Here is a 21622-nt window from a genome sequence, read left to right as displayed (position 1 = left end):
GGTCGACCCATCCGATGCTGGCCTCCCACCCAGCCAGCATCTTGAATCACAGAATCAAAGCTTAGGGAATCCGGACCGATTCAAGCTGACGCTGAACCGCTCTAGAGCGGAATCCGGAACGGTGGCGCGCCGCCTTCCGGAGTATGCGAAGACGGCAAGCTACGGCAAGCGCGGATCGCGAGGACAACCTTCCGTTTCAGTCGACCGGGACGAAGCTGCGGTTGGCGGTTTTGACGAGGTTGACGCCGCGGACGCCCTCGCGGCTGCCGGCCTTCGCGGCGGCCGAGAACACCTTTTCCGCGTCGCTCAGGCGACCGAGATCGAAATAGGCGTAGCCGCGCAGGATCATCAGGTCGACGCGGTCGGGCGCCAGCCGGGAGCGCTGTTCGAGCGCCATCAGCGTTTCGACCGGCCGCTTGGCGTCGAGGGCATTTACGGCCTGCGCCGTCAGCAGGGCGGTCTGCAGTTCGACCCGTCGCGACTGCGGCTGGGGTTCGCGCGTCGCGGCCACCGCCGCCTTGTCGACGAGATCGACCTTGAGGAAGGCAAGGCTTTGCCCGTAGGCCGCATCCTGACGCACCTGGGCGGACGATGCGGTCAGAGCCCGCTCGAAGGCCGGAACGGCTTCCAGCGGTCGATCGAGATCCATCAGGCACCAGCCCAGCTGGAGGGAGTCCGCGGCCGAAAGGGCCTGCCGATTTCCTTTCGCATGGCAGGAACGGCGCGGCGAGGATTCCCGCACACGGCTCTCGGTCCGGGCCGGCCGGACGGGAACCTCAGCGACCCGCGCGACCCGCGGCGCCGGTGCCGTTTCGGCGTAGGCGAGCGGCTGCATGGCGGGCGCCGCCGTTTCCGTCACCGGCGGCGAGACGGCGGCCTGAGCCGTGGACGGGGGCACCGGCGAGGGAGGAAGCGCGGCGGGACCCGGGGCCGCGCCGGGCGAGCCGGCCTTGCCGATGGCGGCAATGCGCGGCGAAAGCCCATCCCAGGCGGCCTGAAGCTGGGCCAGCCCGCGGGTGTCGCCGAGACGCTGCCGCGCCAGCCCGAGCCCGAAGGCCGCAGCTTCGTCGTCCGACTGCCATTCCAGTGCCAAGCCGAACCACTGGCCGGCGGTCGCGAACTGGTTGAGGGCATAGGAGTACCAGCCGAGCTGCCGCGAGGCGTTCGCGTCGCGCAGTTTCACCACGGCCGTGACGATCGCCTGCAGCACCGGGGGCGTCTGTACCAGCGGCGGCTCGATCGCCAGAAGATTGGCGGCGACGGCGACGTAGACCTTTCGGGAGGCTTCCGACTCGTCCGACCAGGGCCGCATGACAGTCTCGGCTTCCACGGGCTTGGACTGCGCCAGGAGAGACAGCGCCAGTCCCTGCGCGGATTCCGGCGTATCCTCGGCGTCATGGGCCTTGGCAAACCAGTCGCCGGCGACCGCTGGCGCATCGCGGCGCAGGTGATACCAGCCGAGCAGCTGCAAGTCGGATGCCTTGCCGCCGTTCTCCGCCAGACCGCGGACGATGTCGAGATCGGCCTCGCTGGCCGTCACGGCCGCATCTTGTCCGGCGGCGTCGACGCTGCGGCGCGCGAGGTCGGCACGGACGGAGGCGAACTCGTCGACGCCGTCGGGACCGGCGCGGCCGAGCGCCAGGAGCCTGTCGAGCGCCGGCCGGTCCAGTTGCAGGACAGCCATCTGGATCGTCGCCAGGCGCTCGCCGGAATTCTCGCAATTGGTCAGGATGTAGAGATAGGCGTCGAGGGCGCGGGCCGGCTTCTTGGTCTCGACGAAGGCGCGGGCCAGCCGCCACAGGACGTCGACCTCGCTGCAGGTCAGAAGGCTCGGCGTCTCGGTCGCGATGCGGATCACGGTCTCGTATTGCTGCAGATTGGAGCCGTTGACCAGCCGGATCCGCGCCTCGGCGACGCCGACGCGGTCGAGCAGGTCCGTCGGCGGCTGCCAGCTGGGTTCGGTCCGCTGCCGCTCGGCGATCGCTGCCCGTACCTCGGCATATTTGCCGGCGGAATAGAGCTGCCACATCCGGTCGAGCGCGGCGTCGCCGATGTCGGGAACCTGCATCGGGTCGGCCGGCGGCGTCCAGTCGGGATAGAGCGCGCGCAGCCGCGCGATTTCCGTCTCCAGCCGGCGGGTATCGCCCTGGCGGGCGAAGTAGCGCAGCGCCGTCTCGTCGACGGTTGCGGCCGGCGCTTCCGTCGGGGCCGGTTCGGGTTGCGGATCGGGCGCTATCGGCGCGGCCGCCGCGGGCTGCGCCGGCGCGATGGTCTCGGCGGCCGGAGCGACGGCGGGGTCTGGACTGGCGGCGGGCGCCGCGACGAGGGCCCCGTCCGACATCGCCGCTGCCGGCGCGACTGCCGTCGGTGCGGGCAGGGGGTCGGCGAAGGAGAAGACCGAGACGGCTTTCGGCCGATCGAAGGCGCGGATGGCAAGATCGGATGCCGGCACCATTCCGGGCGCCGTCACCGCGGCCAGGGAGGACGCAGCGGCCGGGGAGGAAACGGGCTCGGGCGGAAAGCCCAGTCCGGGCGCCGTCTCTGCGGCCAGCGCCGGTGCCATCCAGGGACCGATGACGACGGTCTGTCCGCCGCCATTGCCGAAGAACACGACGAGCCCGACGACGAGGGCCAGCACTTCGATGCCGGCGATGGAAAGAGCGAGGCCGACGCGCCAGGTCATGTCAGGCATTCCGGATGGTGCTCGGCAAGGTAGGACAGTGACAGCAGATGAAGCGTCGACGGGAAATACAGCGTCGGCGTGAAACTGCGCAGAGGTTCTGCAATCGGCGTTTTGTCGAGGACGCAGCTGACCAGGGCGGGAATGATCGCGTATCCCGGGTCGGCGAGGCTTTCCTTCGTCGCACCGGAAGCGATGTCGACGATGGCGACCTGTCCCGGCACCGGGCTCATGCCGTCCCGCAACGCCGTCAGCATCGCGGCGTCGGTGGAGCCGGCGCGAACGAGATAGAGCGGGATGCGCAGGGCATTGTAGCCGAACTCCGCTGGAAAGCCTTCCGCCGGCCGCAGCCGCGTGCGGATCGACAGCCATTCCGGGGGCAGGCGGCTCGGTCCCAGAAGCGACCGGCCGAGCAGCGCGACGCCATCCCGGGAAAGCGTTTCCCAGTCGATGTCAGGCGCAATCGTGGCGAAGAGCGGAAAGGCCTCGAAGACCCAATAGGACAGATTGATGATCGGCCCGTCCGGGCGATCGTCGCGGCCATACCCGGTTGCGCCGGGCAGGAGGATCTTCTGACCCTCCTCCTCGCGGATGACGCGCGAAAGCGCGGTGGCGATCTCGCCCGCCGCCCGCGTCAGCTCCGCCCGCTTCCAGTCCCGGCCGGCCAGGCCGAGGGCATAGGCGATGAGGATGTCGCCGTCGCTGGCATTGTTGCTGTCGGTCACATGCGGCGTCGCGGCGGGGTCCCACTTCCAGGCGGCCAGGCCGTCGTCGCGCAACAGGAGCTCGGTGCGCGTGAACGACCAGATCAGGTCGAATTGCGGGGCGTCGCCGGCGAGATAGGCCAGGAGCAGGCCGTAGCCCTGTCCCTCGCTGTGGCTGATATTGCCGTTGCCATCGTCGACGATCCGACCTTCGGCGGTGACGAAGGCACGCTTGTAGGCGGCCCAGTCCTCGGCGCCGACCGTGGATTGGGCGCGGCCCGGCTGCGTTCCGGCCAGCAGGGCTGAAAGGACGCCGACCACGAGGGTCGTTCGCCAGGTCATTTCCGCCGGCCCAGGACCGAGGCGAAGGCCGTCGACGCCAGTCCCAGCAGAACCGCCATGATCCCGAGCAGGCCGGCATAGGAAAGCACGTTCTCCGACAGCCAGTTGGCCGCGACGAGGCGCATGTTGGCGATGGAGAAGGGTTGCGATTGGACCAAAGAAACGGCTCCCCCGGGTGCCTGGGTGAAGAGTCCAGTACCCGAGGCGTAGGTGGTGACGCTGTTGCCGAGCTGACTCCAGCCATCATTCCGGGTCAATGCCTTGATCCCGGACGACAATTCAGCGGCGGTCGGCGCATTGAAGGCGGTCCAGACCTTGTCGCCCTCGGGGCTGTCGCCCTGGGCGACGAGGAGCGTCGCTTCCGCACCCGGCACGAATTCCACGCTGGAGGACGGCGCCAGCCGGATCTCGGCGGGCGAGATGTCGAAACTGTCCTTGAGCCAGTTGCGCAGCATGGCCAGCGGCCGGCGCCAGCCGCCTTCGCCGTATTCTTCCTGCCATTTGGCGATGATCTCGCCCGACCCGCCGGCGCCCGGATCGGCGGCGGCCAGACCCCAGTTGGTCCTGGACGCCTCGGAGACGCCGACCTGCGCGAGGACGCCGGGCGGCATCGCCTGCGCGATGCCGACGAAGAGAGCATCCTTGGCCGCCGCGGTGGCGGCGGACGACTGGATCTCGAACGGGATCGGGCGGCCGGCGGCGACGGACATCTTTGCCAGAAGCGTCCCGGCCGCGGAAATAACCTCGGCCCCGTCCGCGCCGCCCGCTGCCAGCATCAGCGGGATCGGCTCGGCCGCCCGGTTGTAGGGATAGGCGACGCCCTGCATCGGCACGAGGTTGGGCCGGCTGCTGATCCTGGCGAAATCCGGAATGCTCAGCTGCGAGGTGCCGAAGATGGCGAAGCGGCTGGGACCTGCAGCGTTGGACCCGGGCAGGCAGGTCGTATCATCGGCCGTCAGGAGGATGGTCTCGATGGCGATCTGGTTGATGCCGGGCTTGAAGTGCCGCATCGTGAACTGCACGGGATAGTCGCGCAGAACCGCGCCGCCGCTCGAGCCGATGGGCAGGGTCGTGGCGACATCGCCGTTGACGTAGATATCGAAATGGCTGCCCGGCAGAACTTGGCCGGTATAGGCGCCGTCGAGAAGGATGGTCGCCTTGCCATAGGCCTGTGCATAGAAGTCGGCGGCGATGCCGACGGCGAACTCGGTTCGGAACCGCCGCCCGGAGAATTCCTGCGTCGGCACGCCGAGGTCCGCGAAGGAGACGGTCCCGCCGCTGAGGAAGAGCGGTGCGTCGGGCATCCGCCAGGAGGGGGACGAGAGATCGCTGCGGTGGACGGCAAGCGGCCGGTCGATGGGCGACAACAGTCGCTCGATGGCGGCCTCGACGTCCTTCCAGGCCGGTCCGGTGACGACGAGCGCGGTGCTGCCGGGGTGCTGGCGCAGCTTCACGAAGCCGAGCGTCGGCTGCTCCCCGGCCAGCGGGGGAAGCGATACGGCGAGCGCGCGGATCTCCGCGGCGGGGCCCGCGAGCACGGTCAATTCGCCGTCCGCGGGTTCCGGCACTGCGCCCTGGCTCAGCACCATGTCCTGGTTCGGCATGTTGGCCAGCATCGCCAGCCCCTGCGACAGCCTCAGCATCGGCCCTGCGAGCGGCGCGAGATCGCCCGGCGGCACGATCAGGTTGAAGGTGGTCTGGCCCGCCACGTCGACGCCGACCGCCCCCAGGTCATCGATTCGCCTGAGGTCGCCGGTGTCGCCCCCGGGAAATTCGAGGAAGCTGCGGGCCGGATCGATGTCGGCCCAGATATCGTAGGTCGAGGCGATCGTGCAGTCGGTCCGATGCCGCAGGCTCACGGCGAAACTGATGACGTTGAATCCGGCCCTCAGCAGCCCGACAGGCACTTTCCCCGCCAGTTCCTTGACCCCGCCGGGCGAACTCACCGCCTCGTCGAGGATCTGTGTCTCGTTGATCGAGACGGTCAGGCGCGAGGTTTCCGGCGCCACGAAGATTGCGCTCTGGTAGCCGACGTGGAGAGTGGGGCCAGCAGCGGCCTGCTCGGCCGTCAGGAAAACTGACCAGGTGCGGGTCGCGGTCTCGCCCGACAGCGTCAGATCGTCCATCGGCAGCAGGTAGCGGCGGAAGGCGGGCCCCTTGGGCGTTTCGACCGACGGCGGATCCGCAGCCGGCGGAGAGCCAGCCGTGCGACCGGCATCGGCCGGCACCGGAGTGGTCGGGATGGGTGTCGGTGCCGTCGACGGGGTGGGGCGCGGCGGTGCGACACCGGCTGCAGGCGCCGACCCGAAGCCGGGCGCTGCCGGCGACGGTTCGTTCGGCGCCGTCTGCTCCCTCGCTTTGGGCGCCGACCGGACCACCGGAGCGGGACGGTTCGCGCCGCCGTTCTCCGGCGACATGTCGAAGGGGGCGGGCTGGGCCTGCAGCGGCGTCGCGGACATCAGCAGCAGGCAGGCGAGGGGGAGGATCTGCCTCATGGCAGTTTCGCCGCGACCGGAGTGGCGCGAAGACGGGCATCGCTGCCCCGCATCTGGTGGAAAAGGTAGACGAAGCCACGGCAGGTCTGCGCGAGGCACAGGCCGAAGAACCAGACCGTGCCGCGAACCAGGCCAGGATCGTTGCGACGGGCGAGCTGGAACGCCCGCCACTGCTCGGAATTGGCGAAGACGAGGTCGGCGACGAGGAAATGGTCGGCGGCCTGGCTCGTGACGTAGCTGCAGCCGATGGAGGCGCCATCGGGCTCCGGCCGGACATTGCGCACGACGGCCGGAAGCGACGCCGTTCCGGACTTGGAATGCGGCCGGAACCGCATGCTAATTGCGCCTCCGGCGACGAGGTCCGCCGGCACCGAGCCGTAGACGCGCAACCGCGCGCCGTCGACCGAGACATTGTCGATGGTCGCCGGAAACACCCTGTCGCCGATCAGAAGGTCGCAGCGCCGACGGACCGCGACCCGCCGCGAGGCGCTGGGGGTGCCGCGTTCCGAGACGACGCCGAGCGCGCATCCAGCCAGGAGAAGGTTGAGAAGGTTCCAGCCGCCCACCACCAAGGTCAGGTCGGCGCGGTAGGGCTCGGTGATCACCCGGTAGGCGGTGACGCCCACGCCGACGAGCAGGATCGCGAAGATGATGAAGAAGGGCCGGCTGATCTCCGACAGGCGGTCGTGCAGGATGGATTCGTCCTTGGCCGTCACCTTGAACGTCGGGCTGCGCGGATTGAGGATGACCGAGACCACCGCCGGCAAGAGGTGGACGGTCTGCACGTATTCGTAGAGGTCGGAGATCCACGGCCAGCGGTAGGAGCCGAACAGGTAGTTCTGCATCATCAGGTTCACCACGAAATAGGTGGCGGTGTAGGCGAGGAACTCGCCGCCCGATGCGGTGAAGATCTGCAGGCCGAAGAAGAGGTAGAACAGCGGCGCGACGAGAAACATCGCGCGGGAGAACGGAAACAGCCAGAACAGCGTCGACGACATGTAGCAGATGCGCTGCGGCAGCGAGAGGCCGCGCTTGAACAGCGGCATGCGGAAGCGCAGGATCTGCATCATCCCCTGCGCCCAGCGGCTGCGCTGGCCGATGAAGCTGGCAAAGGTCGCCGGCTGCAGGCCGGCGATCATCGGCGTGTCGACGTAGACACTGTTCCAGCCCCGGCCGTGCAGGTCGAGTGCGGTCTCGCAGTCCTCGGTGATGCTGACGCCGCTGAAGCCGCCGGCCTCGTTCAGCGCCTCGCGCCTGAGCACCGCGGCCGAGCCGCAGAAGAAGGCGGCGTTCCACTTGTCGAGGCCGCGCTGGATGATCCCGTAGAACATCTCGTTTTCCGACGGCATCTTCTCGAAAGTGCCGAGATTGCGCTCCAGCGGATCGGGATTGACGAAGAAATGCGGCGTCTGGACGAGGAAGAGACGGGGATCCTCCTCGAAATGCCCGACGGTATCCAGCAGGAACTCGCGCGCCGGGGCGTGGTCGGCATCGAAGACGGCGATCAGCGACCCTTCGGAATGAAGGAGCCCGTTGTTCAGATTGCCGGCCTTGGCGTGCTCGTTGCGCTCGCGGGCGAGATAGGTGGCGCCGAGATCGGCGCAGAGCTGCTTCAGTTCCGCATGGCGCTTTTCGGCGGTCTGCGATTCACCGGCGTTTTCCGAGGAGCGCTTCTGCAGCGTGCTGCCGTCGTCGAGCAGCCAGACTTTCAGCCGGTCGCTCGGATAGTCCATCGTCAGCGCTGCCGCGAGCGTGTTGGCGAGAAGCGTGGTTCCCTCGTTGTAGCTCGGGATGAAGACGTCGACCGTCGGCAGGTTGTCGCCGTCCCAGTTCACCCGCGCCGGCCGCGACGGCAGCGGCGCGGCCACCACGAACAGGCTGAGGAATAGCATCAAGACGCTGTACATCTCGGCCAGATAGACCAGGAATCCCGGAATGAAGTTCTCGATCTGGTTGATCGGCGGCAGCGTGCTCGTCGTGCGCCAGAAGACGTAGCGCAGGACCACGGTGGTGCCGAGCGCGAGGGCCACGAGGCGCCAGGTGCCGCCAAGCTTCGTCACCTTGATGGCGACCATCGCCGCCAGCACCGTCGCCGTCGCGATGAGCTGCGTCTGCAGGCTGATCGGCAGCGTGATGACGGCCAGCGAAACGGCGGCGACGCAGGCCCAGACGAGACCCAGCAGAAGTTTCAGCATGGGGTTCTCGTCGGCTCGCCCGTGGCGCAGGTCGGAGGAGAGGGCACCGTCGTGGCGGCCGTGTCGGGACCAGCGGCGCCCGCCGGGGCGTCACCGGTGCCGGCATCGCTCGACAGGCCCGTCGGCGGCGCCGGAATGGCCGGTCCGATCGGCGCCGGAAGCGGCGGTGCCGGCGTGACGACCGCGGCGGCCGGCGGCTTTGGCCGACGGGCGGGCCGCGACGCCGGTGCCGCGGGCGGCGGTGCCGGTTCGAAGACGACTTCGGGGTCGAGGTCGCGCGGGTCGCTCGGATAGATCGGCGCACCGGCCTTGCCGAGCGAAGCGTCCGGTCCGTCCGGCGAACCATAGGGGTTCCAGCCGGCGTCGCCGAAGGCGGCCTTGATGGTGAAGCCGTACATCACCATCAAAAGCTCTTCCGCGCCGGCGCTGGCCGAGCACAGCCTGAGCCGGATCTGGATGCTGCCCTTGGGGCTGAACAGCCGCGGCGCCGAGGCGATGTCGCTGATGCGCTGCCAGGCGTAGAGGCAGGTGTCGCCGGACGGCGCCGTGCCGACGGCATAGCCGAACGGGCCGTAGCGGTTCTGCACGAACAGCGGCGAGCGGCCCATCGCGATGCCGGGCAATGCCTTGCGCATTTCGGCCGACATGTTGGTCGAGGCGATCGGCCGGTCGCTGAGAGCGGTGCGGTAGGGAACGTCGCTGCCGACCGGTCCGAAGAAGCGAACGAGAAGATAGTTCTGTCCCACGCTGCGACCGTCGCCCTGCAGCAGGATCTTCTGTTCGGTCGCATTGGGATAGCGCTGCTCGACCACGGCGACGAGGGCCGGTCCGCCCGGCGGCGGCAGAGCGAAGGCTTCTTCCAGCTCCACGCTTTGCCGCGGGGAGGACAGTTGTGGCTGGCCCGTGACCCCGCAGGCCGACAGGAACGCGGACGCGGCGAGGGCCGCAAGGCCAAGAAAGCCGGCACGGACCGGCAAGCGCAAGCAGCCACCGCCCGATCTTGCGCCGCAACCGGGCTGCCGTGCCGATCCGCCGCCGGGCCCCTGCTGATAATCGTCATGCCATTCCATGCGCTGCGCCATCGTCCTCGGCAGAGAAAGGACGAAGCAAGCTCCACCCCTGGTTTTTTAGTAATGCAGCGCCGGATCCGGGTATTTGTTTAAATTTGGGTCGGATCTATGCCGGTTTACATTCGCCCATCCATCAAAGGGCTCACTGCATCAATATAAGTCAGGCTTTCGTCAAACTTCTTTACGAGCAACCAGCGCCGTATCACATGGGATGATGATCACATCGCCGTGTTCTTAGCTGTCCAATAGTTTGACAGCCAAATCTTGTGCGACGCTGCCTTCCGAGGGGAGGCGAGCGTTGCGGCCAGGGTTGGTCGGCGCGCCGCGTCCGCTGCTGACGGGACGTGCCAGTCGCGGGTTAGGCGCGGCCGCCCGCATTCCACGCGCCATGGCGTCTGCCGCCCCTGGCTAGCCGTGACGGCGCCGCTGTGTTTCGATGCGCCGGCCGCAATCGCGAACGCGACGGCCGACGGGAGGAAACGGGATGAACAAGCTCGGGGTGCACGCGCTGGTCTGGGAGGCGGGGTGGAGCGAGGATGAATGTGCGCGGGCGATCGCCCGGACCGCGGAGGTCGGATTCGACTTCATCGAGGCGCCGGCGCTGGATCCGAGCCTCATCGATCCCGTCTTCACCCGCCGACAGCTCGAGGCGGCGGGAATCGGCATCAACTTCTCGCTCGGCCTTAGCTTCGACAGCGACATTTCGAGCGGCGACGCCGACAAGCGCCGGCGCGGTCGTCAGAAGCTCGAGGACGCCGTCGCCGTCTGCCGCGACTGCGGCGGGGAATTCATCGGCGGCATCCTCTATTCCGTCTTCGGCAAATACGACCGGCCGCCGACCGCGGACGGCATCGCCCAGTCGGCCGAGACGCTGGGCGCCGTCGCCGAGATCGCCGCCCGGAGCGGCATCACGCTCGTCCTCGAAGTGGTCAACCGCTACGAGACGAACATCTGCAACACGGCGGCGCAGGGCGTCGAGATGGTCCGGCGGGTGGGAGCGCCGAACGTCAAGGTGCATCTCGACGTCTACCACATGAACATTGAGGAATCCGACATCGCCGCCGCCCTCGCCGATACCGGCGAGTATCTCGGCTATTTCCACACCGGCGATTCGCATCGCGGCTATCTGGGTTCCGGGACGATCGATCTCGCCCAGGTGTTCCGGGCGCTGGTGCGCATGAAGTATCAGGGCCCGATCACCTTCGAGAGCTTTTCCTCGCGCGTCGTCGGCCAGCCGCTGGAGGGGATTCTCGGCATCTGGCGCAATCTCTGGGAGGACAGCCACGACCTCGCCAGCCATGCGCTGATGTATACCAAGGCGCAGCTGAAGGCCGCACAGGAGGCCGAGCGACAGGCGAGGGAGCGAAGCCGCCTTCCTGTATGAGCTAGGGCCCGTTCCGATCGGCGGCCCGCCCGCAGCTTTCGCCCGCCAGCGCCCCGAGGGCGCTGCCCTCGTCCGTCGCCGTCGACGCGTGAGGACACCGCCGGCGAAGGGAATCCTCCGGCGAAAACAGCGCTAGGGCGCGACGCCCTCGCCGTGCCAAAGACGGGGCTTGGCAGGCCGAAAGGTCCGCCTTCCCCGATCCTGCCGCCGGAAAGCCCGTGACCCTCGAACAGCTCCGCATCTTCATCGCCGTCGCCGAGCGGGAACATGTCACAGAGGCGGCGAAATTTCTCGGCCTGACGCAGTCGGCGGTGAGCGCGGCCGTGGCGGCCCTTGAAGAGCGCCATGCGGTCAGACTGTTCGACCGGGTCGGCCGACGGATCGAGCTGACCCTGGCGGGAAAACTGTTCCTCGGCGAGGCGCGGGCGGTTCTGGCCCGGGCCGATGCCGCCGTGCGCATGCTCGACGACCTCACCGGCCTCTCGCGCGGGACGCTGTCGCTCGCCGCCAGCCAGACCGTCGGCAATTACTGGCTGCCGCCGGTCATGCAGCGCTTTCGCCGGGCGCATCCCGGCATCGCGCTGACGCTCGTCATCGGCAATACCGAGCAGACCTGCCGGGCGGTGGAGGAGGGTGCAGCCGATCTCGGCTTCGTCGAGGACGTCGTCAGGGATGCCAGTCTGCGGCTCGATCGCGTGGCGGGCGACGAGCTCCTGCTGTTCGCCGCGCCCGATCATCCGCTGGTCGCAAAACCGTCGATCGGGTCGGAGGATCTCCGTCAGGCGGTCTGGGTGATGCGCGAGGCGGGCTCGGGAACGCGGGCCATCCTGGCCGCAATGCTGCGGGGGCAGGGCATCGATCCCGCGCGCATCACTGTTGCGCTGGAGCTGCCGTCGAACGAGGCCGTGCGCGCCGCGGTCGAGGCGGGCGGCGGCGTCAGCGTGCTGTCGCGTCTCGTCGTGGCGGCCTCGCTCCAGGCCGGAACGCTGGCGGCGCTCGATTTCGCGCTGCCTGAACGCGGCTTCTTCGCCGTCCGGCACGCGGACCGGCACCCCAGCCAGGCGGCCGCGGCCTTCCTGAAGCTGCTGGGCTGAGGATGGCCGGACATCCGGCCAAGCATCGGGTGAATCTTTCGGTGTGGTCCCTCTGCTCGGCCTGTCCTAAGTAGACCTGACGGCGTGTGCTGCGTGCGCCCTGGGATTTCCCTAAACCGACGGAGAACGGCGCAACCCTTTACCGAGGGATTTTGGACCCATGCCCTTTCCCGACCCCGCCAGCGTGTCCGACGGTGCCGCCCGACCATGACGCAGATTTCCCATGATATCGGCGACGACACCCTCGACACGCTGGCGAAGACGGGACCTGCAGGCGCGCGCAAGCCGTCGATGGCGGTCTGCGTGCTGCTCTGCCTCGCCGTCAATGTGGTGGCCGCGGGCTCGCTCTGGCTATTCGGGCGGTCCTTGGCTCCGGAGCCGCTGCTTCTGTGGAGCGCGGGATTCGAGGCCAGCGCGAATTCGCAACACCTGTCCGATCCCTATTCCTTCATGCACGCGGTGTTCGGCGCCGCCCTCTACGTCTTTCTCGAGGCGCTGAAGCCAGGATGGCCGGTGCGGTCCCGGCTGGTGGTGGCGGTCGTCGGCAGCGTCATCTGGGAGATCGTGGAAAACACGCCGCCGGTCATCCGCCTGTTCAACGAGTCGGGCCAGCCCGGCGCCTATGCCGGGGACACGATCGTCAACGCCCTCAGCGACACGGGCTTCGTAATGCTGGGCTTCTTCGTCGCGAGGGCTCTCGGCTGGCGGGCGACACTGGTGCTCGCGGTCCTGATCGATGTCGCCCTGGCCGCGTCCATCGGCGACGGTTTTCTGCTCGGCACGCTGAAGGTCCTCGGCCTTCTCTAGGCTGAGACGGGAGCGAAGGGCCTCGGCGCTCTCCGCTCCGCACTCTCAGGCGAAGCGCAGCCTCTGGCCGATGCCGAGCTTCTGGCCCTTTTCCAGCATGGCGTGGCCGAGCGCGATGTCGGAGAGCGACAGGCCGCGGTGCCAGAACAGGATGGTCTCGGCCTCGTTCTCGCGCCCCGGCTTCAGGCCGGCGACGATCTGGCCGAGCTCGGCATGGAGCGTCGTCTCCGACAGTTTTCCGGCCTCGACATGGGCGCGCAGCGAGCCGAACTTGCCGCCCTTGCACTGGCCCCAGTCGTCGACGACGAGTTTGGACATGATGTCGGTCAAGGACAGCTCGACGGCGCTCATCGTGCCATAGGGCACGACGAAGGCGCCGGGCTTGATCCACTCGGTCTTCAGCATCGGCTCGGGCGCTTCGAGGCGCGAGGCCTCGACGACGATGTCGGCGCCCTCGACGCAGCTCTGCCAATCGGTGGTCGCCACCACCGGTTTGCCGAGATCCTGCGACAGGCGGGCGGCGAAACCGTCGCGGCTTTCCGGCCGGCGCGAGTGCACGCGGATCTCGTCGAAGTCGAACAGGCGGTCGAGGAGGCGCACGTTCCAGTAGGCGGTGCCGCGCGCGCCGACATGGCCGAGGATCTTGGAGCCCTTGCGGGCGAGATGTTTCGCGCCGATGGCGGTGACCGCGCCGGTGCGCATGTCGGTGATCCCCGAGGCGTCGAGGATCGCCTTGGGGCGGCCGTCGAAACGGTCGAACAGGGTGAGCACGGCGAGCTCTGAGGGCAGGCCGCGCTGGTAGTTGTCGACGAAGTCGCCGACGACCTTCACGCCGGCGGAATCGATCGCGCCGCCGAGCGAGCCGCGCAGCACGTTGAAATGGCCGCGCGCCACGCCGGGCTCCAGATGCATGCGCGGCTCGATCACCGCCTCGCCGCGGCCCTGGATGGCGAGCGAGCCCTCGATCGCGGCCAGGATCTCGTCGTCGCTCATCGCGAGCGCCTCGACGTCGAGGCGGTTGAGATAGTCGATGTAGATCGGCGGGAAGGGGGTGTCGGTCATGTCAGAGTCTTTCAGGCGAGGGGCCGCGGGCGATCGGCCGGGACGTTGGCGTGCCGCTGCGCGGCAGCGGCGAAGGCGGCAGCGCCCTCGGGCTCGGTCAGCGGGAAATGGCAGCGGACCTGCCGCCCGTCCGGCAGCGGCCGCAACTGCGGCTCCTCCGCGCGGCAGCGCGCCGCGGCAATCGGGCAGCGGGTGTGGAAGCGGCAGCCCGGCGGCGGGCTGACGACGCTCGGAATCTCGCCCTCGAGCACGATCCGCGTGCGGCGCCGTCTCGGATCGATCGCCGGATTGGTCGACAGCAGAGCCGCGCTGTAGGGATGCGCCGGCCCTGAGAAGAGGGCGGTGGTCGGGGCCGCCTCGACGATCTGGCCGAGATACATCACCACCGTCCGGTCGGCGATGCGCCGGATGACATTCAGATTGTGGCTGACGATGAGGTAGGTGAGCCCGAGATCGCCCCGCAGCTCCACCAGCAGATTGATCAGATCGCCCTGGACGGAGACGTCGAGGCCCGCGGTCGGCTCGTCCGCGACGATGATCGAGGGACCGAGCATCAAAGCGCGCAGGATGGCGACGCGCCGCGCCTGGCCGCCGGAGACCTGGTGCGGGTATTTGTCCAGCACGCCCTGCGGCAGGCCGAGGCGCTGCAGCAGATCGGCGATGCGCCGGCGGCCGGCGAGGAGATCCATGCCGTGGATCGCCAGCGGTTCTTCCAGAAGGCGGCCGATCCGCATGCGCGGCGACAGCGAGGCGACGGCGTCCTGCAGGAGCAGCTGCACCTTGCGTCGGAAGGCGAGCGGATCGGCCGCGATCAGCGCGTCCAGCGGTCGGCCTTCGATGGCGACTGTGCCCGCGGTGGCCTCGGCGAGTCCGACGAGGACGCGGCAGAGCGTCGTCTTGCCCGAGCCGGACTCGCCGACGAGCCCGACCGTCTCGCCCTTCGCGATGTCGAGCGAGATATGGTTCAGCGCGCCGACATTTCCGTCGAAGACGAGCGACACGTCGGCGAGAGAGATCAGCGGCCCGGTCATGCCACGGCCTCCGGAACCGGGCGGAAGCAGGCGGCCGTCCGGCCGGGCCCCATCGCCATCAGTGCCGGGACGGCGGTCCGGCATTCCTCGCCGACGCGCGGGCAGCGCGGTGCGAAGATGCAGGCGCGCATCGGCGCGACGGGGTCGGGAACGTCGCCGGGGATCGATTTCAGCGGACCGTCGTCGTCGGTCTCGATCTCGCAGTCGATCAGCGCCCGCGTATACGGGTGGCGCGGCGCGGCGAGGACCCTGGCGACCGGCCCGGTCTCGACGATGGTGCCGCCATACATGACGCAGAGATCGTCGCAGAGTTCGGCGACGAGGCCGAGATGGTGGGAGATGAAGACGATCGAGCCGGAAAAATCCTGCCGCAGGCGATCGAACAGGTCGACGATCTGCGCCTCGATGGTGGCGTCGAGCGCCGTCGTCGGCTCGTCGGCGACCAGCAGAGAGGGCTCGACCGACAGCGCCATCGCGATCATCACCCGCTGCCGCATGCCGCCGGACAGCTCGTGCGGATAGGCCGCAAGGCGCCGGCGCGCGTCCGCAATGCCGACCGAGCGAAGAAGGGCTTCCGCCCTGTCCAGCGCGTCGCGGCGCGAGAGGCCGGGATGGCGCCGGCGCAGCACGTCGGTGAGGAGGGTGCCGACGGTGAAGAGCGGGTTCAGCGCCGTCATCGGGTCCTGGAAGATCATGGCGAGGCGCGTGCCGCGCCAGGCGTCCATCTCCCGCTCGGACAGCGCCAGCAGATTGGTGCCGTCGATCTCGATCGTGCCGGCAAGGCCCGTCAGGTTGTCCGGCAGCAGCCGCAGCAGGCAGGCGGCAAGCGACGATTTGCCCGAGCCGGATTCGCCGACGACGCCGAGGATCCGCCCGGGCATGATGTCGAGGTCGAGGCCCCGCAGGATATGGGCCTCGCCGCGCTCCGTGCTGGCGCGCAGCGTCAGGCCGCGGACGGTGACGAGGGCCTCGCTCATCTCAGTGCCCCTGTTTCGAGCGCGGATCGACGGCATCGCGCAGCGCCTCGCCGAACAGCGTGAAGCCGAGGGTGGCAAGCCCCAGCGCAGCGCTGGCGATGGTGACGGGGATCAGCGAGTCCGAGAGATAGGTGTAGCCGTCGTTGATCAGCGTGCCCCAGCTGGCGAAGGGCGGCCGGACGCCGAGCCCGAGGAAGGACAGCCCGGCCTCGATGGTGATGACACTGGGAATGTCCATCGAAGCGAGGACCACGAGCGGGCCCGAGATGTTCGGCAGGAGATGCGAGACGACGATGCGCGTCGTCGAGGCGCCGAGCAGCCGTTCCGCCTCGATGAAGGGAGCGGATTTCAGCGTCAGCACCTGGGCCCGCGCCACGCGGCCGAAATGCGGGATCAGCGTCACCGCGACGACGATGACGACGAGCAGCGTCGACGGGCCGAAGATGGCGACGACGGCGAGCGCGAGGACGAGGCTCGGAAAGGACGAGACAACGTCGAAGAGGACGAGCACCACGCGCTCCCAACCCTTGCCGGCGAGCGCCATGACGATGCCGAGATAGGTGCCGATGACGAGCGCGATGGTGATGGCCGAGACGGCGACGATCATCGCCACGCGCGAGCCGTGGACGAGGCGGCTGTAGAGGTCGCGGCCGAGATGGTCTGTGCCGAGCCAGTGGCTGGCGCTGGGGCCGGAAAAGCGGTTGAGAACGTCGAGCTTGTCCGGGTCGTGGGTGGCGATCCACGGCGCGAACAGTGCCGCGATGAGCACGGCGGCGACGAGGACGAGGCCGACGGCGCCGCTGAGGCTGGACGCGACCTCCCGCAGCGTCGCGCCGATCCGTCTGGCGGTCGAGGCCGCGCCGGAGAGGCGGCTCATAGCGGCTGCTTCTGGCGGCCGGCGGCGGCGCGCAGGCGCGGGTCGATGGCGGAATAGCTGAGATCGACGAGGAGGTTGGTGACGACGAAGGCGATCACGGTGACGAGCACCGCGCCCTGCAGGACGGGAAAATTGCGCGTGGCGATGGCGTCGTAGATCAGCCGCCCGAGGCCGGGGCGGGAAAACACGATCTCGACCAGCACCGCGCCGCCGAGCAGGCGCCCGATGCCCATGCCGAGAATGGCGATGGTCGGGATGCAGGCGTTCTTCAGCGCGTATTTGTAAGTGACGAGACGGCTGGACAGGCCGTAGGCGCGGGCCGTGCGGATGTAGCCGGCGCCGAGCACCTCCAGCATCGAGGAGCGCACCAGACGGGCGATGAAGCCGATCCAGCCGAGCGACAGGGCGATCGTCGGCAGGATCGACCGCATCGCCTGGTCGCCCCAGTCGCCGGCCCGTCCTGCGCCCAGTACCGGCAGCCAGTTCAGCCAGAGCGTGAAGATCAGGAGCAGGAAGATGGCGATGACGAAGGAGGGAATGGCGATGAAGCCGACGCTGACGAAGGCCATGACATGGTCGAGCACCCCGCCCTTGTGCGTCGCGGCATAGCAGCCGAGCGGCACGCCGAGGAGGACGGCGAGGCCGATGGCGGCGAAGGTGAGGACGAAGGTGTAGGGCAGGACGGCGAGGACGACGTCCAGCACCGGCCGTCCCGACAGGACGTCGGTGCCGAGATTGCCGGTCGCCATGTTGCCGAGGAAAGTCGCGAGCCGGATCGGCAGCGGCTGGTTGAGTCCCATTTCCTCGGTGAAGCGGGCAGCATATTCGGGTGTCGCCTGCGGGCCGAGCAGGGCCGTCGCCGGATCGCCCGGCACCACGGCCGACAGCACGAAGAGCAGGAGGATCGCGCCGAGGATCGTCAGCGCCAGGCTCGCGACGCGGCTGCGCAGGTAGCGCGCCGTCGGATGGTCCGACAGCGCGCGCAGGCGGGTGGCAAGGGTCATGCTCAGGCGGCGGTGAAGCGGTCGAACTGCCAGTCGATGGCGCCGGGCAGGAAGGCGGGCGCGACAGTCTTGTCGTGCACGGTCATCGCCACGTCATTGGTGAGCCAGACGAAGGCGGCGGACTCGTCCATGAGCTTCTGTGCTGCGATGACGAGCTCGGCGCGCTTGGCCGGATCGATCTCGGCCAGCGCCTGGTCTGCCAGCGCGTCGAATTCGGGGCTGGCGAAACGCTGCCAGTTCCAGATGCCGATCTGGCTGGTGACGAACCACTGCATCAAGAAGTTCGGATCGAGCTTGCCGTTGAAACGCATGATGAAGAGGTCGATATCCTTGCCGGCGTCGCCCGCCCCGGCCGTCCAGTAGGTGCCCCCCTCCTGCGCGTCGACTTCGACCGTGATGCCGACCTCGGCGAGGAGCGCCTGGGCGACGAGCGCCATGTTGGTAAAAGCGGGCTGGTTGAGGACGGTGATGCGCGTCGTGATCGCGGTCTGGCCGGCCTCGGCGAGCAGGCGCTTGGCCTCCTCGACATTGCGCTGGTAGGCGGGTGCGTCGGCCCAGAAGCCGGTGATCGGCGGCAGGATCAGCGCGTTCAGCCTCGGCGCTTTGCCGTCATAGCCGGCGAGGAGCATCTGGTCGACGTCGAGGGCGAGGCGCACCGCCTGGCGCACGCGCAGGTCGTTGAACGGCGGCTTCTCCATGTTGATGCCGAGCCAGATATAGGCGAGGCCCGGGTTCTCCTCGACGGCGAGGCCCTCGACGTCCTTCAGCGGCGTGGCAACGGTTGGTGGCAGCACGGCGAAGTCGAGCTCGCCGGAGCGCAGCGCGAGTTCCGCCGTCTTGGAATCGGGGATGAACAGGCCCTCGATCTCGTCGAAATGCGGCGCCGTGCCGGCATAGTCCGGATTGCGCTTCAGGACGACGCCGCGCTGCTTCTCGACCGAGACGAGCTGGTAGGGGCCGGAGCCGACCGGCTTGGTGTTGTGGGCGACGCCCAGTTCGGTGACGGCCTTCTTCGACACGATGCAGCCCGAGACGTCGGCGATGGCGATCGCCATCAGGCCGGCATTGGGCTTCGAGAGCTTGATCTTGCCGGTATATTTGCCGGTGACCTCGACCTCTTCCAGGCCCGCCCAGTCGCCCTTGTAGGTGGATTCCTGGCCCTCGGGCGCGGCGATCGAGAAGCGCTCGAAGGAGAATTTCACGTCCTCGGCGGTCATCTCGCCATAGCCGTCGGTGAACATCAGGCCGGGCTTCAGGGTGAATTCGATCAGGGTCGGCGAGACCTGCGTCAGTTCGGCCGCCGCATCGAGCTCGAGCTCGGCCGAATTGGGCTTCTGCGCCATCAGGCGATGGAAGACGCTGCGCGCGACATTGCCGTCGCCCGGGCTGACGCGGAAAGCGGGATCGAAGATCGTGTAGTCCTTGTCGACCCGCGTGGTGAGCCGTGCGGCGTCGGCAGCGCGGGCGGGCAGGCGCAGGTCGATCGCACCGACCAGGCCGAAGGCCGAAGTGGCAGCGAGGAACGAGCGTCGGTTGAAGGTCGGCATGGCGTCGTCACTCCGCGGGGGATGGCTGCGGTCCGCACTGGGACCGAAAGAGGCCGCATGTTCGACGCAACTGCGAAAGGAAGTAAAGGCGAAGCCATGCTCTTTTCGGGGCCGTGGGAAACAATTCATGCCTTCCGCACGAGGGCATTGCGGGGCATCGGCGCGTCGCACGCGTTACCTTTTCATCATACTGTCGTGGAAACGAACTATCTCACTCGTTCTGTCTGATTTGGTATTGAGATGCCGCAAGACAATCGTTGTGCAACCTCACTCGCGGGATCATCCTGATCACGGCAACGAGAGGAGTACGGGATGATCGGCAAGGGCAGGCAGCATGGACAGGCGGGGCGCAAAAAGCCAGGAATCGAATGGCCGACCGTCGCGCTCGCCGTGCTGATCTATGGCGGCTTCGGCGTCCTGACCTACACCCATGCCGCGATGCCCGCCTGGATCTTTGCCCCGCTCTGCGCCTGGCTGGTGGCCTGGCACGGCTCGATGCAGCACGAGATCCTGCACGGCCATCCGACGCGCTCGCGGGCGATCAACCGGGCGATCGCCATCGTGCCGATCTCGCTCTGGCTGCCCTACGAGACCTACCGCCATTCGCATCTGCGCCATCACTACGACGACCGCCTGACCGACCCGCTCGACGATCCGGAATCGCGCTACCTGACGGAAGCCGACTGGCAGGCGCTGTCGCGGCCGGCGCGCCTTCTCCTGCGGCTGCAGAAGACACTCGCCGGCCGCCTCGTGATCGGCCCGGCCTGGGCCGTCAGCCATTTCTTCGCCGACGAGGCGGTGAAGCTGTTTCGCGGCGATCGCACGGCGATCCGCGCCTGGACCGAGCATGCCGTGGGCGTCGCCGTCGTCTCCTACTGGCTGGTCGCGATCTGCGGCATCGACCCGGTCTTCTATGCGCTGGCCGTCGTCTACCCCGCGATCTCGCTGCTCCTGATCCGCTCCTTCGCCGAGCACAAGGCGGCGGACGGCGTCGCCGAGCGTACCGCCGTCGTCGAGAACTCCTGGCTCCTCGGGCCGCTGTTCCTGTTCAACAATCTGCACGCCGCCCATCACGAGCGGCCGACCATGCCCTGGTACGAAATCCCCGCTTGGTATCGCGAGAACCGCGCCCGCCTGCTGCGCGAGAACGGCGACCACGTCTACAACGGCTATGGCGAGGTGGCCCGTCGCTTCCTCTTCAACGACCACGACAGCGTCGTGCATCCCGTCGCGGCGCGGGCGGATATGGTCACTTCACCTCGCTGATCAGCTCGGTCAGGAAGTCGGTGATCTGGTGCGGCTGGACGACGGCGAGGCGGATCAGCTCGTCGAAGCGGCGGCCGAACAGGCGGACATGCTCCACCGTGTTGAGGACGAGATAGCTGGTGCCGAGAAACAGCGCGACGCGCTTCGGCCCGAATACGGTGAACGGGCTCGAATAGACCTCGCTCAGCGTGTAGCAGTAGATCCTGAGGCTCGGATACAGCTCGGAATAAAGCTGGATCAGGTGCTCCAGCTGTGCGACCCGCATGGCCGCTGGCAGGCCGTCCCATTTGCCATGCGCATGGGCGAGGGTGATGAAGGCCTGCAGCGAGATGCAGACCTCAAGCTCGCTGTCGGGCCGGCGCATCAGCGCCAGCCGGGCGTCGACCGCGCCGACGGCATCCTCGGGCGAGCCGAAGGCAGCGCGGCGGTACTCGTAGCGCAGCACATCCTCGGTCTTTAGGAAATCGGGAAAAGTCTCGGGGACGGTGCGGATGCGAAAACCCTCCGCCTCGCGCATCCATTTGACGAAGAGTTCGTCGATCGGGGTTCGGGCGTGCGGCTCGATCTGCAGGATCGCCTCGATGATCTCGGCGCCGATCTCCTCGCGCTGGGTGAGGCCCAGCAGCCAGTCGACCGAGACGTGGCAGGCGGAGGCGATGGAGATCAGCGTGTCGGCCCGCGGCAGCCGCGCGCTGTCGGCGGTGAGCAGCTGCGAAAGGGTCGAGCGGTCGACCTTGGCGAAGCGGGAGAAGGCGGCCTGGTTCAACCCCGAACGGTCGATCACCTGCTGCAGCCGCTGGCGAAAGATCTCGGAAGCCGCCGGCCTGTTCGCTGTCCCCGGCATCGGCGATCTCCCACATCGGAATCTAGTTTGCACATCATAGCAGATGAAAGTGCGCATTCCCAACGGGCGCCGGGATGCCTTCTCCATCGGCCGGCACGAACTGCTCGGGCAGGGCCCGCCCGGACAGTGGGCACGGGCTTAGAGCGTTTCAGGTTTTGCTGGAAGCATAGCCGGCGCTTGCGAAATAGTTGCTGCATTCGTCTGGGCCGATGGTGGTGACGAGGTTGCCGAGATGGCGCCAGG

General features: G+C 68.2%; 17 protein-coding genes. 5 read left to right on the top strand and 12 right to left on the bottom strand.

Annotated elements, in window-relative coordinates:
* Positions 1 to 196 precede the first annotated feature (196 nt).
* Genes IEX88_RS26535 through bcsN form a run of 5 tightly spaced genes read right to left on the bottom strand, consistent with a single transcriptional unit; the run spans position 197 to position 9285 of the window.
* Positions 197 to 2683, bottom strand: a complete 2487-nt coding sequence (locus IEX88_RS26535) for a cellulose synthase (protein ID WP_188855493.1) — start codon at positions 2681 to 2683, stop codon at positions 197 to 199.
* A complete protein-coding gene (locus IEX88_RS26530) occupies positions 2680 to 3726 on the bottom strand; it encodes a family 8 glycosyl hydrolase (protein ID WP_188855492.1) in 1047 nt (348 codons plus the stop codon). Before IEX88_RS26530 ends, IEX88_RS26535 begins: the two co-directional genes overlap by 4 nt.
* Complete coding sequence (locus IEX88_RS26525) at positions 3723 to 6221, bottom strand: cellulose biosynthesis cyclic di-GMP-binding regulatory protein BcsB (RefSeq protein WP_188855491.1); 2499 nt, start codon at positions 6219 to 6221, stop codon at positions 3723 to 3725. Before IEX88_RS26525 ends, IEX88_RS26530 begins: the two co-directional genes overlap by 4 nt.
* Positions 6218 to 8416 (bottom strand): UDP-forming cellulose synthase catalytic subunit, encoded by a 2199-nt coding sequence (gene bcsA / locus IEX88_RS26520; protein ID WP_188855490.1) that lies wholly within the window; start codon positions 8414 to 8416, stop codon positions 6218 to 6220. Before bcsA ends, IEX88_RS26525 begins: the two co-directional genes overlap by 4 nt.
* Positions 8410 to 9285 carry a cellulose biosynthesis protein BcsN gene (bcsN, locus tag IEX88_RS26515; protein ID WP_188855489.1) on the bottom strand — a complete coding sequence of 292 codons (876 nt, stop codon included), beginning with the start codon at positions 9283 to 9285 and terminating at the stop codon, positions 8410 to 8412. The genes bcsA and bcsN overlap by 7 nt, the downstream gene beginning before the upstream one ends.
* Positions 9286 to 9970: 685 nt before the next feature.
* On the opposite strand from bcsN, the gene IEX88_RS26510 reads away from it, so the two are divergent.
* From IEX88_RS26510 to IEX88_RS26500, 3 genes are all read left to right on the top strand, one after another.
* Complete coding sequence (locus tag IEX88_RS26510) at positions 9971 to 10870, top strand: sugar phosphate isomerase/epimerase family protein (protein ID WP_188855488.1); 900 nt, start codon at positions 9971 to 9973, stop codon at positions 10868 to 10870.
* Between the two features lie 218 nt (positions 10871 to 11088).
* Complete coding sequence (locus IEX88_RS26505) at positions 11089 to 11964, top strand: LysR family transcriptional regulator (RefSeq protein ID WP_188855487.1); 876 nt, start codon at positions 11089 to 11091, stop codon at positions 11962 to 11964.
* A gap of 207 nt (positions 11965 to 12171) precedes the next feature.
* Positions 12172 to 12771, top strand: coding sequence for a DUF2585 family protein (locus IEX88_RS26500; RefSeq protein WP_188855486.1), 600 nt, complete (start codon positions 12172 to 12174; stop codon positions 12769 to 12771).
* Between the two features lie 45 nt (positions 12772 to 12816).
* Here the strand turns inward: IEX88_RS26500 and IEX88_RS26495 are convergent, their stop codons facing one another.
* Genes IEX88_RS26495 through IEX88_RS26470 form a run of 6 tightly spaced genes read right to left on the bottom strand, consistent with a single transcriptional unit; the run spans position 12817 to position 19269 of the window.
* Complete coding sequence (locus IEX88_RS26495) at positions 12817 to 13833, bottom strand: ornithine cyclodeaminase family protein (RefSeq protein ID WP_188855485.1); 1017 nt, start codon at positions 13831 to 13833, stop codon at positions 12817 to 12819.
* 11 nt (positions 13834 to 13844) lie between these two features.
* Positions 13845 to 14864 carry an oligopeptide/dipeptide ABC transporter ATP-binding protein gene (locus IEX88_RS26490; protein WP_188855484.1) on the bottom strand — a complete coding sequence of 340 codons (1020 nt, stop codon included), beginning with the start codon at positions 14862 to 14864 and terminating at the stop codon, positions 13845 to 13847.
* Positions 14861 to 15841 carry an ABC transporter ATP-binding protein gene (locus tag IEX88_RS26485; protein WP_210319345.1) on the bottom strand — a complete coding sequence of 327 codons (981 nt, stop codon included), beginning with the start codon at positions 15839 to 15841 and terminating at the stop codon, positions 14861 to 14863. Before IEX88_RS26485 ends, IEX88_RS26490 begins: the two co-directional genes overlap by 4 nt.
* Before the next feature lies 1 nt (position 15842).
* Complete coding sequence (locus IEX88_RS26480; protein WP_188855482.1) at positions 15843 to 16718, bottom strand: ABC transporter permease; 876 nt, start codon at positions 16716 to 16718, stop codon at positions 15843 to 15845.
* Positions 16715 to 17722, bottom strand: coding sequence for an ABC transporter permease (locus IEX88_RS26475; protein ID WP_188855481.1), 1008 nt, complete (start codon positions 17720 to 17722; stop codon positions 16715 to 16717). The genes IEX88_RS26480 and IEX88_RS26475 overlap by 4 nt, the downstream gene beginning before the upstream one ends.
* Positions 17723 to 17724: 2 nt before the next feature.
* On the bottom strand, positions 17725 to 19269 hold the full coding sequence (locus tag IEX88_RS26470) for an ABC transporter substrate-binding protein (RefSeq protein ID WP_188855480.1): 1545 nt from the start codon (positions 19267 to 19269) through the stop codon (positions 17725 to 17727).
* 57 nt (positions 19270 to 19326) lie between these two features.
* On the opposite strand from IEX88_RS26470, the gene IEX88_RS26465 reads away from it, so the two are divergent.
* Together IEX88_RS26465 and IEX88_RS26460 are read left to right on the top strand one after the other, a co-directional pair.
* Complete coding sequence (locus IEX88_RS26465) at positions 19327 to 19497, top strand: hypothetical protein (protein ID WP_188855479.1); 171 nt, start codon at positions 19327 to 19329, stop codon at positions 19495 to 19497.
* Positions 19498 to 19581: 84 nt separating this feature from the next.
* Positions 19582 to 20535: a fatty acid desaturase gene (locus tag IEX88_RS26460; protein WP_188855478.1), complete on the top strand. Its 954-nt coding sequence runs from the start codon at positions 19582 to 19584 to the stop codon at positions 20533 to 20535.
* Here IEX88_RS26460 and IEX88_RS26455 read toward each other — a convergent pair.
* Positions 20519 to 21379: a helix-turn-helix domain-containing protein gene (locus tag IEX88_RS26455; RefSeq protein WP_188855477.1), complete on the bottom strand. Its 861-nt coding sequence runs from the start codon at positions 21377 to 21379 to the stop codon at positions 20519 to 20521. The genes IEX88_RS26460 and IEX88_RS26455 overlap by 17 nt on opposite strands.
* Between the last annotated feature and the right edge of the window lie 243 nt (positions 21380 to 21622).

This window comes from Aureimonas glaciei, from assembly GCF_014643375.1.
Lineage (GTDB): Bacteria > Pseudomonadota > Alphaproteobacteria > Rhizobiales > Rhizobiaceae > Plantimonas > Plantimonas glaciei.
Note: the sequence above shows the minus strand (reverse complement) of the source record. Positions and strands in the feature narration are given on the sequence as shown.

What these genes read in the sequence shown, in the direction of transcription:
- IEX88_RS26460 (WP_188855478.1), top strand. Translation starts at nt 19,582, where the DNA reads ATGATCGGCAAGGGCAGGCAGCATGGACAGGCGGGGCGCAAAAAGCCA.
- IEX88_RS26500 (WP_188855486.1), top strand. Translation starts at nt 12,172, where the DNA reads ATGACGCAGATTTCCCATGATATCGGCGACGACACCCTCGACACGCTG.
- IEX88_RS26475 (WP_188855481.1), bottom strand. Translation starts at nt 17,722, where the DNA reads ATGACCCTTGCCACCCGCCTGCGCGCGCTGTCGGACCATCCGACGGCG.
- IEX88_RS26465 (WP_188855479.1), top strand. Translation starts at nt 19,327, where the DNA reads ATGTTCGACGCAACTGCGAAAGGAAGTAAAGGCGAAGCCATGCTCTTT.
- IEX88_RS26530 (WP_188855492.1), bottom strand. Translation starts at nt 3,726, where the DNA reads ATGACCTGGCGAACGACCCTCGTGGTCGGCGTCCTTTCAGCCCTGCTG.
- bcsA (WP_188855490.1), bottom strand. Translation starts at nt 8,416, where the DNA reads ATGCTGAAACTTCTGCTGGGTCTCGTCTGGGCCTGCGTCGCCGCCGTT.
- IEX88_RS26470 (WP_188855480.1), bottom strand. Translation starts at nt 19,269, where the DNA reads ATGCCGACCTTCAACCGACGCTCGTTCCTCGCTGCCACTTCGGCCTTC.
- IEX88_RS26510 (WP_188855488.1), top strand. Translation starts at nt 9,971, where the DNA reads ATGAACAAGCTCGGGGTGCACGCGCTGGTCTGGGAGGCGGGGTGGAGC.
- IEX88_RS26535 (WP_188855493.1), bottom strand. Translation starts at nt 2,683, where the DNA reads ATGACCTGGCGCGTCGGCCTCGCTCTTTCCATCGCCGGCATCGAAGTG.
- IEX88_RS26490 (WP_188855484.1), bottom strand. Translation starts at nt 14,864, where the DNA reads ATGACCGGGCCGCTGATCTCTCTCGCCGACGTGTCGCTCGTCTTCGAC.
- IEX88_RS26495 (WP_188855485.1), bottom strand. Translation starts at nt 13,833, where the DNA reads ATGACCGACACCCCCTTCCCGCCGATCTACATCGACTATCTCAACCGC.
- IEX88_RS26485 (WP_210319345.1), bottom strand. Translation starts at nt 15,841, where the DNA reads ATGAGCGAGGCCCTCGTCACCGTCCGCGGCCTGACGCTGCGCGCCAGC.
- IEX88_RS26480 (WP_188855482.1), bottom strand. Translation starts at nt 16,718, where the DNA reads ATGAGCCGCCTCTCCGGCGCGGCCTCGACCGCCAGACGGATCGGCGCG.
- IEX88_RS26455 (WP_188855477.1), bottom strand. Translation starts at nt 21,379, where the DNA reads ATGCCGGGGACAGCGAACAGGCCGGCGGCTTCCGAGATCTTTCGCCAG.
- IEX88_RS26525 (WP_188855491.1), bottom strand. Translation starts at nt 6,221, where the DNA reads ATGAGGCAGATCCTCCCCCTCGCCTGCCTGCTGCTGATGTCCGCGACG.